Annotated in this window: 10 protein-coding genes; 4 read left to right on the top strand and 6 right to left on the bottom strand. The window is 36.2% G+C overall.

Features of this window, described 5'->3' with window-relative positions; genetic code table 11:
* Positions 1 to 273 precede the first annotated feature (273 nt).
* Both KO509_RS04730 and tyrS read right to left on the bottom strand, forming a co-directional pair.
* A complete protein-coding gene (locus KO509_RS04730) occupies positions 274 to 2,079 on the bottom strand; it encodes a S9 family peptidase (RefSeq protein WP_252727389.1) in 1,806 nt (601 codons plus the stop codon).
* A gap of 438 nt (positions 2,080 to 2,517) precedes the next feature.
* Positions 2,518 to 3,717, bottom strand: coding sequence for a tyrosine--tRNA ligase (gene tyrS / locus KO509_RS04735; protein WP_215972141.1), 1,200 nt, complete (start codon positions 3,715 to 3,717; stop codon positions 2,518 to 2,520).
* Positions 3,718 to 3,984: 267 nt separating this feature from the next.
* Between tyrS and KO509_RS04740 the strand changes: the two genes are divergently transcribed.
* From KO509_RS04740 to KO509_RS04750, 3 genes are all read left to right on the top strand, one after another.
* Entirely contained in the window at positions 3,985 to 5,460 is a 1,476-nt protein-coding gene (locus KO509_RS04740) for a peptidoglycan DD-metalloendopeptidase family protein (RefSeq protein ID WP_303495273.1), read from the top strand.
* The gene (locus KO509_RS04745) at positions 5,450 to 6,640 is read left to right on the top strand and encodes an anhydro-N-acetylmuramic acid kinase (RefSeq protein ID WP_215972142.1); all 1,191 of its coding nucleotides are present in this window, start codon (positions 5,450 to 5,452) and stop codon (positions 6,638 to 6,640) included. Before KO509_RS04740 ends, KO509_RS04745 begins: the two co-directional genes overlap by 11 nt.
* Before the next feature lie 202 nt (positions 6,641 to 6,842).
* Positions 6,843 to 7,007, top strand: coding sequence for a hypothetical protein (locus KO509_RS04750; protein WP_252727390.1), 165 nt, complete (start codon positions 6,843 to 6,845; stop codon positions 7,005 to 7,007).
* Between the two features lie 108 nt (positions 7,008 to 7,115).
* Here KO509_RS04750 and KO509_RS04755 read toward each other — a convergent pair whose 3' ends face one another.
* The 4 genes from KO509_RS04755 to KO509_RS04770 are packed head-to-tail and all read right to left on the bottom strand — an operon-like array spanning position 7,116 to position 12,558.
* Positions 7,116 to 9,104 carry a glycoside hydrolase family 3 protein gene (locus KO509_RS04755; protein ID WP_215972144.1) on the bottom strand — a complete coding sequence of 663 codons (1,989 nt, stop codon included), beginning with the start codon at positions 9,102 to 9,104 and terminating at the stop codon, positions 7,116 to 7,118.
* An 8-nt stretch (positions 9,105 to 9,112) separates the two neighbouring features.
* The gene (elbB, locus tag KO509_RS04760) at positions 9,113 to 9,769 is read right to left on the bottom strand and encodes an isoprenoid biosynthesis glyoxalase ElbB (protein ID WP_215972145.1); all 657 of its coding nucleotides are present in this window, start codon (positions 9,767 to 9,769) and stop codon (positions 9,113 to 9,115) included.
* Between the two features lie 51 nt (positions 9,770 to 9,820).
* Positions 9,821 to 11,074: a multidrug effflux MFS transporter gene (locus KO509_RS04765; protein WP_303495274.1), complete on the bottom strand. Its 1,254-nt coding sequence runs from the start codon at positions 11,072 to 11,074 to the stop codon at positions 9,821 to 9,823.
* On the bottom strand, positions 11,074 to 12,558 hold the full coding sequence (locus KO509_RS04770; RefSeq protein ID WP_215972288.1) for a PLP-dependent aminotransferase family protein: 1,485 nt from the start codon (positions 12,556 to 12,558) through the stop codon (positions 11,074 to 11,076). The genes KO509_RS04765 and KO509_RS04770 overlap by 1 nt, the downstream gene beginning before the upstream one ends.
* 150 nt (positions 12,559 to 12,708) lie before the next feature.
* Here KO509_RS04770 and KO509_RS04775 point away from each other — a divergent pair, with 150 nt between their 5' ends.
* Positions 12,709 to 13,623 carry a DMT family transporter gene (locus KO509_RS04775; RefSeq protein ID WP_215972146.1) on the top strand — a complete coding sequence of 305 codons (915 nt, stop codon included), beginning with the start codon at positions 12,709 to 12,711 and terminating at the stop codon, positions 13,621 to 13,623.
* Positions 13,624 to 13,665 lie beyond the last annotated feature (42 nt).

Genomic DNA, 13,665 nt, shown 5'->3' on the forward strand with positions numbered 1-13,665 from the left:
CCTCAACGGTTTAGAAACAATAAAAATACAATATAAATCGAAGTACAGATATTACTAAGGCGGCTCAGTAACATCTGTACTTTATAAAAACTACAAATCAACGTAAATTCAGTTAAAGAGGTAGTTATATTGAGTCGGCTAATGATTAATAAACTAATTAGAGGTTAATTGGTTAACTTTAAGACTCGCTTTAACTTATCTAAAATTTAAGTGACTGTCCTCTTTCATTCAGGCCAACAAGATTACATAATGTTAGTGATTTATCGAACTAATTTAAGTACCTATATGTTTTTCTAAGAAAGAAAGTATTTTCTTATTTGCTTCCAAAATATTAGCTTCATTATAAAAACCATGACCTTCTTTATCTTTTACTAACCACTCATAAGGGTGTTTATGTTCATCAAGCGCTTTTTTTAATTTTTCTGCATGCTCAATAGGTGCTCTTTGATCATCTTCACCGTGAATAATCAGTACCGGCGCTTTTAATTTATCTACGTGGTATACAGGCGAGTTCTCACGTTGTTGCTCTACATCAGTACCTAATGTTGTATCTAAGAATGCTCCGCCCCATTTAAGCGACGTTATATCCCCTTCTTTGTATAACATTGGTAAGTCATATACACCGGCATAACCTATAGCACACTTAAATAACTCAGGCGTTCTAACTGCACTTTGTAAAGCACTGTAGCCACCAAAGCTTGTACCAAAAATACAAACTCTATTTTTATCAGTAATACCTTCTTGAACCGCATAATTAAGTGCTAGTAAAATATCATCTTGAATTTTAGTTCCCCAATTTGTGTAACCAGCTTCCATAAAGGCTTTACCATAGCCTTCAGAACCCCGAAAATTAACTTGTACAACAACATACCCTGCATTAGCTAACATCTGTACCTGTGGGTCATATCCCCAATAATCTCTCGCATGTGGGCCGCCATGAGGAAGAACAACGGTAGGTAGGTTTTTGGTTTTATTTTTAGGTAAGGTTAAGAAGCCATTTAACGTTAGTCCGTCAGGCGTTTTTATTCTGAAAGGCTCTACCGGTGACATTTCTTCAGGTTTAATCCAAGAAGCACTCTTAAATAAATGCTTTGCTGCCATCGTTTTAGTATTGAAGGAATAAAAAGAGCCGGGGTTTCTATCACTATTAACTTTAACGATAATAGTATTACCATCTCTTGTTTTACTTGTGATAGCAATCTTACTTCCTTTAAAAGCACCATATAATGCTTTATGTATTTTCGCTTCCTCGTTATCATCATCTAGGTAAATATAACTCGGATAATCTTCATCTAAACGTAAACCAAAGACACTATTCACATTCGATTGAATGACATGGGTGGGATCAACAAGCTTACTTTTATAAAGCAACTTTGCTTCTTTTGTTGCAAGGTTATATTTATATAATCCTTTTGCTTCACCATTTTCAGCTTTTAATGCATAAACACTTTCATTATCTGGTGAAAAAGAAATCGGTGTAAATTCACCGTTAAAATCTTCACCAAACGCTTGCCATTCACTATCTCTATCTTTTGAATAAAAAAGCTTAACGTTGTAGTCATTATCAACCCCAGCAACGAAGCGTGGTTGACCATCATTATCAACAAGGAATTTACTATAAGGAATAGGGGCAGTTTTCAGGCGGTTTTCTTTACCTGAATATACATTTAACTTAACAACCTGAGGAAGCACATCAGATTTACGTGATAGAAGTTGCTTTGAAATTAAGACACTTTTATCATCCTCCTTCAAAATATCAATTAGAAAACCTGCATGACCTGATAAAACAATACCGGCTTTTGAGCGGTAACCAAAAATCATTTTCCCTTTTCGACCGTCATAATTAATCGCGTAGAGTTCACCTAAGTTAATAGGCTCTTCTAACGAACCACGTAACTGCTCTAGTTGGATGATTACACGTTCATTGTTGACCCAGTAATAATCAGCAGCTTGGTTTTTTCCTCCAGAATTAAGTATATATGTTACTTCATACGTTTTAGCATCTAAAAAGACTAAACTTTTATCACCATCAACATTCACCGATGCGGCTAAATACTTACCATCAGGGGATATTTTCATATCGTAATATTCTAAATGGCGAGAAAAGTTTTCTACAGTTGCGGCGCGAGACTGAGCCGTAAATATATAGCACCCTATAAGGAGAGTAATAATGATATGGCTCGAAAGTTTCTTTAATTTTTTAATATATATATTAGTCATAATGTTTTGTGTTTCATTCCCTAAGTTTTACTATTCCAAATCAAAACGGTTAGTCCAGTTTCGTCAATCAGTTACCTTTATTCAAAGGTATATTAAGAAAAAGTGATACCAAATAAAAGCTTATATCACGTTAAATATCAAAAAAATCAACAATACTGAGCTATTTAAATAGCTATAGATGAAATGGAATGATTAATAGTATTGAACGTTTGGCGTTAAGAATATATTGCGTAGTAATAAAAAGAAATAAGCCAATCAAGTGATTGGCTTATTTTGAGAAGATATTGCGTCGACTAGTTATTTAACACTTACTCGCGCAAATTTGCGTTTACCAACTTGATAGATCGCATTACTACCGCTTACGATCACTAAATTTCTATCGGTAATTTTTTCACCATCGATTTTAGCAGCACCTTGCTTGATCATACGATAAGCATCAGAAGTACTGCCAACTAAGTTAGCCTCTTTTAATAAGTTAGCTATAGCGATTTCACCACCTTCAACAACTAATTCAAGCTCTGGTATTTCATCTGGCATTGCACCTTTTTGGAAACGGTTAATAAATTCGTGATGAGCCGCTTCTGCTGCTGCTTCATCATGGAAACGTGCTATTAATTCTTTTGCCAAATCAATTTTAACATCACGTGGGTTTTTACCTTGCTCGATTTCAGTTTTATAGCCTTCAATTTCAGCTAAAGGCTTAAAGCTCAATAGCTCATAATAACGCCACATAAGTACATCTGAAATTGACATGATTTTACCAAACATATCTGATGGACTATCAGTAATACCAATGTAATTCCCTAATGACTTAGACATTTTTTGCACGCCGTCTAAGCCTTCAAGTAAAGGCATCATTAATACAGTTTGTGGACGTTGCCCTTCAGACTTCTGTAATTCACGCCCCATCAACAAGTTAAACTTTTGATCTGTGCCGCCTAACTCAACATCAGCTTCAAGTGCTACTGAATCCCAGCCCTGCACAAGTGGATACATAAATTCATGTATGGCAATCGCCTGGCCATTGGCATAACGCTTTTTAAAATCATCACGCTCCATCATGCGAGCAACCGTTTGACGGGAAGCTAACTGCAACATACCTGCAGCGCCTAATTTTTCCATCCAAGTAGAGTTAAATGCCACAGTGGTTTTAGCTGGGTCTAATATTTTAAACACTTGCTCTTTATAAGTTTCAGCGTTGGCGAGTACATCTTCTTTAGTAAGTGGTTTACGGGTAACATTTTTACCCGTTGGGTCACCTATCATACCGGTAAAATCACCAATCAGAAAAATAACATCATGACCTAGCTGTTGAAATTGGCGTAATTTATTGATTAAAACAGTGTGACCTAAATGTAGGTCTGGGGCTGTAGGGTCAAATCCTGCTTTAATTTTTAACGGCTTACCTGTTTTAAGTTTTGCGAGTAACTCTTCTTCTACTAATATTTCTTCTGAACCGCGCTTCAATTCTGCAAACGCTTGACTTACATCCGTCATTTTTAGCTCCATTGGCTAGCTATATATTTATTTCAATGGCTGAATTCTACTCATTTTATCTGCTACATAACAGTATAAAAATCGATGTAGCCATTTTTTGTAACAACTTTTATAAAAATTTTTCTGAAAACTTTGCTAAAAACTTTGATATAGTGCGAGACGATACTAATTTGATTTAATTTCCCCCGTTCCAATAAAATCAAATTGTTATGAATTAGCGACAATTGTCGTATTTTTATTACCAATATAAAGTAAACACTTATCTCCGTGAATAAACAACAAATAATACAACGACAATTAAAAACACTTCATAAAGTTTTTCTTAGCTTACTGACAAATTTTAAACAATTACCCAAAAAACATCGTGCAATAATTATTAGTATATCAATATTAACTTTGTTCATAATATTGCTGCCAAGTAAGCATGAATTAACCAACAAAACAAATAAGCAAAGCCTTGAGGTTGGTAAGCGTTACCAAGTAGCAATTCCTGAAAAATCTTCAGCTGAACAACCACTTTCCACACCGGTTGAGATAGAAATCCCTACCGCTGTACCATCACCAGAAAACCAACTAACCGATGAAAATGACCTAACCACAACAGTAAATTCAGAACAACAAAGTGACATGTCTTGGCAAACCGTGAAAGTTCGTAGCGGAGATTCATTAGCAAGAATATTTAAACGCTTAGGGTTTAGTGCGCAAGATACTTATGCTGTTAGTAGTGCTAAAGGGAAAGACAGTAAACTACTACTCAAAATGAACGTCGGCGATACGCTGCGCATTGCCACCAATAATGAACAAAAAATAACAGCGCTTGAATATCCGTTATCAAAAACAGATACTTTGTATATCAATCTTGTCGGTGATAGCTATCAATCACATAAAGAAAGTAAACCTGTTGATATTACACAAGATTATGCACACGGAACGATTAATTCAAATTTTTGGAATGCAGGAACAGCTGCCGGCTTAAGTGATCGACAAATTATTGAACTTGCTAATATTTTTGGTTGGGATATAGATTTTGCTTTAGATATACGTGCAGGCGATAGTTTTCATGTAATTTATGAGAAAAAATATGTTGAAGGCGAATACATTGGTACAGGAAATATTTTAGCTGCCGAATTTATTAACCAAAAAGACCCATTTCAAGCAGTAAGATTTACTGATGGTGAATATTATACTCCTGGTGGCAAAAGTATGCGTAAGGCTTTCTTAAGAGCTCCCGTAAACTTTAAGTATATTAGTTCTAGTTTTGCACCTAAACGCTTTCACCCAGTACAAAAGCGTTGGAAAGCGCATAGAGGAGTTGATTATGCAGCGAAAACAGGTACTCCAGTAGTAGCAGCAGGCAATGGTAAGGTTACGCATTCAACTTATAACAAATACAATGGTAATTATGTGTTTATCCAGCATGGTAATGGCATAGTAACTAAGTATTTACATTTTTCAAAACGAGCGGTTAAAAAAGGTCAACGTGTAAAACAGGGGCAAGTTATTGGTTATGTAGGCGCAACAGGGTTGGCTGCAGGACCTCACTTACATTATGAGTTTTTACTTAATGGTGTACACCGTAATCCTAGAACAGTAAAACTGCCTGATTCAAAACCAATCGCTAAAGAATTTAAAGCTGAATTTACCACAATTTCGAAACAACGTTTAAAAGAGCTGGACGATTCAAAACGTATCGTTTTGGCTGTAAGTATTGCCGAGGAGCAAACACCTAAAAATGAAGATTAATACAAAATTAAGTACTTCAAACGCGCCTACCTACTATATTGGTTTAATGTCAGGCACAAGTGCTGACGGCATTGATTTGGCTTTAGTTTCCTTCGATCAGAATAACCTACTTAAACATCACGCTAGTTACTATCAAGCATATAGTAATGAAACAGCAGAAAAAATTCAGTCGCTTTATAATCCTACTAATAATGAAATTGATCGTGCCTTTGCATTAGATGTTGAGTTAGCAAAACTCTTTGCCGCTGCAGTTAACAACTTTTTAATACAGCAACAATTGAATTATTCCGACATTATTGCCATTGGTAACCATGGTCAAACTATTCGTCACAGGCCACTGATAACCCACCCATTTACTTTACAAATTGGCTGCAATCAAACATTAGCAACCTTGACGAATATTCGTGTCATTGGGCAGTTTCGCCGCAAAGATATGGCATTAGGAGGACAAGGAGCTCCGTTAGTACCGGCTTTTCATCAAACCATTTTTAGTGAGCGTCAGAGCAGTGATAATGGTGCTGATGTTTTTGTTGTTAATATAGGCGGTATAGCCAATCTTACTTTTTTACCTGCAACTGATAAGCAAGAAGTTTGTGGTTATGATTCAGGCCCAGGTAATGCATTGATGGATGACTGGTTTAGCTTACATAACCCTCACAGTAAAACGAAATATGACGAGAATGGTAATTGGGCAAGAAAAGGTCAAATTAATGCTGAATTGCTAACACTGTTTTTATCTGACAATTACTTTCAACTTCCTCATCCCAAAAGTACTGGTCGAGAATATTTCCATTTATCATGGCTAAAGCGCCAGCTAACTAACTTCACTCACATTAGCAATGAAGATGTGCAAGCAACGCTTACCGCGTTAACAGCGATAACTATTGTTGACGCAATTAAGCAGCACAGTCCTAACAATGAAGCTAGCACTAAAATATACCTTTGTGGCGGCGGTGCTCATAATAAAATTTTAAAAGATACCATAGATAAACAACTGGCTCTACACTATAAAAATTACAAACTTCTTCTTACTAATCAAAAAGATATAGATGGAGATCAATTAGAAGCAATAGCTTTTGCCTGGCTGGCCTTTGCTTATGACAAAAAGTTATTAAGCAGTATGTCAACGGTAACGGGGGCTAGCAAATGTTGCACCCTTGGTAATGAGTATTTACCCTAGAATGCACTAGTAAAGATTAATATTATCTCTATAATGAATCCTGAACAGTATAAAAAACAACCAAGTTGAATTTGTTTTAAAACAAGCGACACATTAAAAATATTGGTTAAAAAATGAACTAACCATTCATAGCGTCGTCTAAATATCAGTGTTAACATTAGGAGGTAGGAAGGTCATGGAATTTAATGAGATACATATAGGTATGAAATGCGGTAGTCGAAAGGGTAGCGGCACTGTCACTTGGATAGATGGCTCAACCCGAACAATCTACATGGCGGATACTTACAATAACAATAATTTTGAAGTGGAGTTTGAAGAACTTATCGAAGATCCACAAGCACATAATAAAGGTGATACCTTTTATTAGATTGTGCTAATTAGAATTAGCACAGTGATCGTCAGTGCAAATTTAGTGTAAACTTGAATATTCAAAACTAAAGCCCATGAAATTTTGTATTTTATGGGCTTTCTTTTATCAGTTAAGTAATAACTCACTATATTTCGGTAGACTAACCGGTAATACTCCTAATGCTTTTTGCTTACCTAACATAATAGCAATACTCGTCTGATAACCGGGGCTGTATGCTATATCATTACTGTTGTTATAAATTCTATCGTCAAATGTCACTAGAATTGAGTCTGCTAGCTTAGTATAAGGGGTTAATAAGTAAGGCGACCCTTTAGCAATCAACATACTCGCTACTTTTCGTTGCTTAGCTTGTTGTAACTGGTAAGCAAGTAACTGCTCATAACTCACATTACCTTGTTTATTAGCAACATACGCTTGAGTTAATACATCTTCTGCGCCACCAATATCAACTGCGCTCGCTATCTTAGTATCAACTGTTGCAATAATAAGATCGGCTTTAGCTAATTTATCACCTTGATGTATTTGTGATTGTGCATCACGCTCTGCGACCACTGTTGCGCTAATTTGTGGTGCTAATTGATTTAAGCTTTGCCAATGAAAAATGATCGCTGCTTTTAAAGCGCGAAACTCTTGCCAATTCAGTACAAACAAATGAATACGTGAAATACGCTCAACATCCACTGGGAACTTGTCTTGATTTTCAATCAGTGACACCACAGCGTTATCTGCTAAGGCTTGTTCAAGCAATAAATGTTGTTCTTGTGCTATATACTGCTCTGCTAACGTAACTCTCTTATCTAGAGACATTTCTGGTAGCGCTATATATTTTCGTTTATAGCTATTTATTCTCTGAACAGACTGTTTAACTTCCGCTATTGAAAATTCATCTTTATTAATTTTTTGTTGTAATGCTTCAGCAACAGCCTTAACAAATAACTTAAATTTATCAATATCTTCAACTTTTCTTATTTTAAACGGCATTACGGCTAAATCAGCGCCTGCAACGAAGGTTTCGACCACGGCGGTCACTTCATTAAAATAATGCGCAATACCTGCCATATCTAGTGCATCTGTCGCAATAATACCGTTATATCCCATGTTATTTCTTAACAAATCAGTCAGTATTTTTCGAGACATTGTTGCTGGTCGAATAATTTTTTCGCCTTTAAGGTTGGCAATCGTTGAATTATCTAATGCTGGGTATTGTATATGTGCAGTCATGATCATCGCAGGATCACTATGTTTAATTGCCCACTCAAATGACGTTAAATCTTTACTTTCTATCGTCGCTAAATCATGTTCAACAAGAGGTAATCCTAAATGACTATCAATATGAGTATCACCGTGACCAGGAAAATGTTTGAGCGTTGCCATGATCCCCTGATTTTGTAAGCCATTAACAACTGCTGCGCCTAATTCAGCAACAAGCTTTGGATCTTCACCAAAAGAACGTGTGTTAATAACCGGGTTCATCGCATTAGTATTCACATCAACAACAGGAGCATAGTTGTTGTTAATTCCTAATAACATTAACTCTTTAGCAATAACCATACTCGTTTGCGTAGCAAATTCGATACCTTTAGATTGATAAGTAGCACCTATTGCCATATTACCTGCAAATGATGTGGCTTGAGGCAAACGCACTACTCTGCCACCTTCTTGATCAATAGAGATAATTAACGGTTGTTGCGAATCTGACTTAACTGCTGCTGCTTGTAAATCATGCGTTAACTGAATAATTTGTTTTGTTGTTGATAAGTTTTCAGCAAAAAGCACTACACTCCCAATACCCGTTGTCGTAATAGCATCAGCTAAGGCTTTCGGTAATTCAGTCACCGGCTCTAAACAACGCCCAGTAGTATTCATCGGTTTTTCTGAGCAAAAATAACGGATATCAAGTGCCATTTTAGCTGCTAATTGTTTTTCAAAGTCAGAAAGTTGTATTGAATTATTGCTTTTGGCTGTCATAGGAGAGTTCGATGTTTTATTAACGGATAATTGGCTAGCTGCATTACTAGGTAAAGCATAAGATTTACCTGAAAGTAAGCAGCTGGAAAAAAAGTAAAAAACAAATAATGATCCGTTTTTTATCACCTTGTTTATCACTTAACTAAAGCCAAAACATTATGTACTAAACGGTTAATACCTGAGGCTGCTTCACTTATTGAAGTAGCGAGCATGTAAGCAGGCGTTGTCACTAGCTTATGCGTTTCATCAATAACAATATCGTCAACACCACAATTTTTATGTATCAATCCTTTGGCAGTAATTAACGATGCAGTATCTCTATCAGTACCAATAGTCCCTTGTACTCCTTTAGGGTAAATTAATGGCAACATAGCCGGAGCAATACACATATAACCAGCAGGTTTTTCTGCCTTTGCAAATGCTTGGCAGGCAGATAACACTTGGTCGTTTACTTGATAATTATCGCCATCTAGTGCGAAGTTACATAAATTTTTTGCAACACCAAAACCACCAGGCACAATAATAGCATCGAAGTCTTGTACTCGTAATTCACATAGATCGTCAACATTACCGCGTACCATACGAGCTGATTCAACTAACACATTACGACTCTCATTCTCACTGACCTCGCCAGTTAAATGATTAATCACATGATGCTGTTCAATATTAGGTGCAAAACAACAATAACTTGCATTATTTTGTTCAATAGCCAGTAACGTTAGTACTGTTTCATTGATTTCACTACCATCATAAACACCACAACCACTTAAAATTACCGCAACTTTTTTCATTTTTTATCCTTATCACTGACAGCCTAATACTAAGATCTTAATACTGATATTTTACGCTATTTTTTTCTGTTGTTCATTTATACTAATAATTAATTGGCATAAAAGCACCAATAACACAGAAGAAAACATTAACCCTGCGAAAGGTAACGCACTACCATCATAAAAGTAGGCTAAAATTGGTCCAGCTAAAGCACCAACACCGAAACGCAAAGTGCCTATTACTGCAGTTGCAGTGCCAGATTGTTCAGGAAACTTAGTAAAAACTAAAGCGTCAGAATTAACAGCAACCATTGAAATACTGCCCATTAACGGCAAGATAGATAACACAGTGAACACAACAGACATTGATAAAAGGTTTACGATAACCAAGGATGCTGATGAAATCAGCGAGATAATTAAGCCATAACGCAACATTTTTCTTGAGCCTTTACGAGAAACTAAACGCGCATTAATAAAATGAGCCGTCATTAGCCCTGCAACGTTAATACCAAATAAAACACTAAAACTTAATTCTGAAACCTTATATACGGTCAAATATACAAAGGGAATTGCCGTAATATAAGAAAAAAAGGCTAATGAAATCATCATGGAACTAATAATATCTAACCTAGCTTCATGATTAGAGAAGACAATTTTATAGCGTTCTAAAAAATTAATTGCTTTAACCTGCTCTACATTGTTTGTGCCCAAGTTAGCATTAGCAGAACTCGGTTTAATTGCATCTGGCAAATACTTCATAGAGAGTACTAAAACAACAACACTGTAAAAAGCCAGCACATAGAAAATTAATTGCCAGCTGTGCGCTACCAATAAGATACTACCGATACTGGGTGCGATCATTGGCGCTACCATCATTATCATAGATACATACGACAATCCTTTGGCAGTATCTTTTTTATAATATTCTCGTATTGTCCCAGGAATAACAACGGTTGCTGCACTGCTAATAAACGCTTGTACAAAACGTAATGATAAAAACTGCTCAATATTTAGCGCAAAAGGCAGTAATAAACTTGCCAGTAAAAAACCACTGATACCAAAGATCACCATTTTTCTACGTGAATGCTGATCTGCCATTGGACCAAATAAAATCAGCCCCAAAGCATAACCTAATAAGTAAATGCTCAAAGAGTTTTGTACCATAGGCATATCGGTGGCTAAGTGTTCAGCTAAAACGGGCATTGCCGGCAAATACAGATCAATAGCTAATGGTGATAATGCCATAATTGATGCAAGTAAAGGTAAAAGCAATTTAAGTGATATCTGTACTGACTTTTCAGCCTTAAATGTATTTTCGGATTCCACTAAAACGTGTCCTTTTGATCAATTTTATTATTAATATTGTCGTTATGAGAATACTTAAATACTAAACGACCTAACGTTTGGATTGCATTCTCTACTTGTTCATTCCATTGCACACCAAAACTAATACGCATGTAATTAGCATACTTGCCTGACATTGAAAATATAACGCCTGGCGCGAAGCTTACACCTTGCTCTATGGCTTCTTGAAAAAACTCACTAGTATTAACGTGTGACTGACACCTAAGCCATAATACACTTCCACCTTGAGGTTTAGAAACACACACCTCACTTGGGAAATATTCCGCAATTAAAGCACGCATACGTTCACAGTTGTAAATTAGCTTCTTACGCAAAACACTTAAATGACGATCATAATCACCGCTTTGTATATACTCGTTTAAAGTCCATTGTTGTAACATTGGCGTTGAGCATGATTGTGCTCGTTTGACACGTTTAGCCTGTTCTTCAAACTTACCAGGTAATAACCAACCAATTCTATAACCTGGGGCCGCTGTTTTAGAAAATGATGAACACGTCATCACTAGCCCTTTTTCAGAATATAACTGCGCCGGTTTAGGTTTTTTATCTGTAAAGTACAGTTCACTGTATACGTCATCTTCAATTAATGGCAAATCATGTTTTTCAAGTAGGCTCACCAGCGCTTGTCGTTGCACATCAGTTTTCATTGAGCCCAAAGGATTATTTATTGCCGAAGAAAATAAACAAGCTTTAATAGGGTGTTTTTGAATTGCGGTTGTCAGTTCACTTAAGCAAACCCCTTCTTCTGTGCAAGTATAGATTTCTAAAGCCTTCATTCCTAAGGTTTCAATTAATTCAATTATGCCAAAAAAGCAGGGGGACTCTACCGCAATAACATCCCCTCTTTGTGCAACACATTGTAGTGCAATAGACAATGCTTCTTGCGCGCCATTCGTGATAACAATTTCATCGGAATTAATAACAATGCCTTGTTCTTGGTAGCGAAAAGCTAACTGCATACGCAATTTAGCATCACCTGTAACAGGGCCATAGCTCACCGCTTTTTCTGCCACTTTTGATAAAACTGAACGCATTAATCTTGCTAGTGTTTTATCTGGCGGATTGGCTTGGATAGGATTTGATATACCTAAAGCAACAGTATTAGGTATATGTACCGCTTCGTACACTTGCTCTATCATATTTCGACACTGAACAGTTGCTGGTGCACAATGAGACCACTTTGTTGGCATAGGTTTCAATGTTCGCGTTCGCTGTGCCATTAAGTAATAACCTGACTGTGGCCTAGCACAAACACGCCCCTGACGTTCTAATTCAATATAAGCTTGCTTAACGGTAGGCACACTTATTTCAAATTGACGGCTTAACTTACGTAAACTTGGTAACTTATCTCCTGGCAATAAAACACCTGTTTTTTGTTGGTAATCAATAAATTCGATAACTTGTTGATATAAAAAAGCAGGAGAGGTTTTATCAAGTAATTGCATAGTATCAATCTTTAAGTCGAAAAACTGTATAGGTTTCATTTTCATTATTTTGTATATGTTATTAAAACAAATAAACTCTATACTGTCATTCGCTTTCGAAATTTACCTTTATTTATTTGGTATAGGTATTAAACAAAAAAGAGATTCAAAATGAATAATAGTTTCCTTTACCTGATTACTGTCCTTATTTGGGGCTCCACTTGGATTGCCATTAATTATCAATTAGGAGATGTTGCTCCTGAAGCTTCAGTAACTTACCGGTTTGCCATAGCGGCCCTGATTTTATTTACTTTTGCTAAAATAAAGCGTTTACCAATGCGTTTTTCTCTCAAGCAGCACAGCTTATTTGCAGCCTTTGGTATTTGTTTATTTGGATTAAACTATTTACTACTTTATAACGCGCAGCAGCATATTAACTCGGCATTAACTTGTATTGCCTTTTCGACATTAATGTTGATGAATATTGTTAATGCCAAGCTATTCTTTAAAACCCCCATCACAAAACAAGTTTACTTTGGTGGTGCTTTTGGTCTATTTGGCATCATCACATTATTTTGGCCACAGTTAACCGATATTGAGTTAGGCGTTGCCACGCTATTTGGACTAGGTCTTTGCCTAATGGGAACTTTTTCAGCTTCTATTGGGAATATGATATCGATTAAGAATCAAAAAAATAATGTACCTATTGTACAAGCAAATGCATGGGGTATGCTTTATGGCGCTATTTTTACTAGCCTAGCGGTTATTATACAAGGTAAGCAGTTTACCTTTTCATTTGAGCCAGCTTATTTAACATCGTTAATTTACTTATCGCTTTTTGGATCTGTTATCGCTTTTGGCTGCTATTTAAGTTTAATGACGCGTATTGGGTCACATAAAACCTCTTATGCAAATATCATTTTTCCCGCTATAGCGGTATTTATTTCAACGGTTGTCGAAGGTTTTGCTTGGAGTGAATATACAGTAATTGGTTTAAGCTCTGTTTTACTTGGTAACCTAATCGTATTAACTAAAACATCGACATTACAGCGATTATTTAGTACTAAAGCAGCAGCAAAGGCTTAATGCTGACGGCATATTTACTCAATATATGAGGTATTTGCCAAT

It is taken from the genome of Colwellia sp. C2M11 (assembly GCF_018860915.1).
GTDB lineage: Bacteria > Pseudomonadota > Gammaproteobacteria > Enterobacterales > Alteromonadaceae > Colwellia.

Bases quoted from the DNA above. Each gene is read 5' to 3' on its own strand.
- KO509_RS04775 (WP_215972146.1), top strand. From the start codon at position 12,709: ATGAATAATAGTTTCCTTTACCTGATTACTGTCCTTATTTGGGGCTCC.
- elbB (WP_215972145.1), bottom strand. From the start codon at position 9,769: ATGAAAAAAGTTGCGGTAATTTTAAGTGGTTGTGGTGTTTATGATGGT.
- KO509_RS04750 (WP_252727390.1), top strand. From the start codon at position 6,843: ATGAAATGCGGTAGTCGAAAGGGTAGCGGCACTGTCACTTGGATAGAT.
- KO509_RS04770 (WP_215972288.1), bottom strand. From the start codon at position 12,558: ATGCAATTACTTGATAAAACCTCTCCTGCTTTTTTATATCAACAAGTT.
- tyrS (WP_215972141.1), bottom strand. From the start codon at position 3,717: ATGACGGATGTAAGTCAAGCGTTTGCAGAATTGAAGCGCGGTTCAGAA.
- KO509_RS04730 (WP_252727389.1), bottom strand. From the start codon at position 2,079: ATGAAAATATCCCCTGATGGTAAGTATTTAGCCGCATCGGTGAATGTT.
- KO509_RS04745 (WP_215972142.1), top strand. From the start codon at position 5,450: ATGAAGATTAATACAAAATTAAGTACTTCAAACGCGCCTACCTACTAT.